Raw genomic sequence first — 1,727 nt, forward strand, 5'->3', positions numbered from 1 at the left:
GCGCATGGATGCGCTTTGATATTAAACATGGAGGTTTATGTTGCTAACGGCTGGTAGCTCGAAATTTACCGTAAAGCCAGCCCGTCCTCCTGACAGACTTCGACGCCCATCCATAGACTAAGACTTACTTTTCTTTGATGCCTAAAGAAAAGACCCCCTCATCACTCGAAAAACATACTTCTCGGCGGGTAAACCGCCTCCCACAACGCTATATTATATATCGACTTGGATTTGAGGATTCGGTGTGATTTCGGGGAGGCGTTTTCAAAACCATCCGTTACACCAAAAGATAAGTATTCGAATGCTGAATAAAAAAATGGGTTAAAAATGCTTGCCTTTTATGTAACAATAGCGCGCAAATAAAAACCAATCGCAGCACACTAGGAAGTAGTACCGCGTATTGGTGGAACAGCTTTAACCAACAACAGTGGACATAAAAAATGCAAACAAGGATTGTGGTGTATGGTACTAACCATCCTGTACATGTCGTCGATTTTGAACTCACGACCTGTATCAATAGCGGCTTTTTACTCAAAGCAAACCTAGAATCCCAATTTGACCTGGCTGATGAATTACTCGTCGGCAATATGCTCACGTTTGAAATTGAGTCACCAGATGCAATATCAACGTATTTCACTGGGACTTTGTTTGATATCCAATCTGGTTTTGTGTCTGAGCACACCTGTGGTGCAGAGGTAATCTTAAAGCCTCGCCTTGAGTTACTTAAGCAAACAGAAAAAAGCCAAATCTTTGTACAAGCCAATGTTCAGTCTGTCCTCAATAAGTTGATACAAAAAGCGGGCTATTCACAAGACCGGATAAAATGGCGAGTCACTAAAGATTTACCCACGCTACCGCAGTGTGTACAAGCGCTAGAAAACGACTACACCTTTTTCACCCGACTCTTAGCAAAGTACGGCTTAATCTATTGGTTTGAATGCCATGATTTTATTGAGTCGATAGTGATTGCCGAGGGGAATCTTGCAAGCCCCTATATTGAACGAGGCTTGTTGTCGGTAACAGATAAAGATGGGCTGGTTCACGAGCATAAAACCGGCTTTGTTGGGTTTACGCAGTGCCAAAGTCGCCATCGCTTTAGAATGGGTGGCTCACAAGTGCACATGAATGCCCATCCACCAACCTCCGTCAGCTCGGCGCAGCGCAGCTATTTTGAGCCTGCTGCACACAATCCTGCTGAGCAATTTGAGCGCACCGGCAATCTCGAGCTTGCCTATCAACAAGGTAAAAATGAAGTCACGCTGGTAGGAAACGTAGCCGAAGCCAATGCCGGTTATTCGTTTTCGTTAAATGGCAAATTGGGCACAGCGAAAGGTGGCGATTATACCTGTATTCGCAGTAAACAGGTGTATAAGCAAGGCAGTGCCAATGACCCTAAGCAAGTTGCTCATCATAGCGAGTCGGTGTGTGTACCTCGGGGTGAGCCAATACGTATCGCGCCCCCAGAGCACAGCCCCAAGCCGATGGTGTTTACTGCCACGGTACGTTCATTGTCGGGGTCAAAGGCCAATCCTCATCTAGATACCCAAGGGCAATATGCCACGCAAGTACATTTTGATAGTCAAGTCACTGAATCAGTAAAGCGCCTCACACAATATGCCTGTCGCGGCCAAAAGCAACCGACAGGGTTACACTTTCCGCTCCTGCCAGACAGTAATGTGCTCATCGGTTGTATGAACAACGACCCTGACCAAAGTTATATTTTAGGC

The 1,727-nt window shown here is 45.7% G+C and carries 1 protein-coding gene; it reads left to right on the forward strand.

Annotation, left to right across the window (positions count from 1 at the left end; translation table 11 throughout):
* Positions 1–440: 440 nt before the first annotated feature.
* Positions 441–1,727: contractile injection system protein, VgrG/Pvc8 family (locus L1D50_RS22935; protein WP_275660256.1), on the forward strand; the 1,287-nt coding region annotated here is incomplete at its 3' end.

Source organism: Pseudoalteromonas sp. Isolate6 (genome assembly GCF_022398435.1).
In the GTDB taxonomy this organism is placed as follows: Bacteria; Pseudomonadota; Gammaproteobacteria; order Enterobacterales; family Alteromonadaceae; genus Pseudoalteromonas; species Pseudoalteromonas galatheae.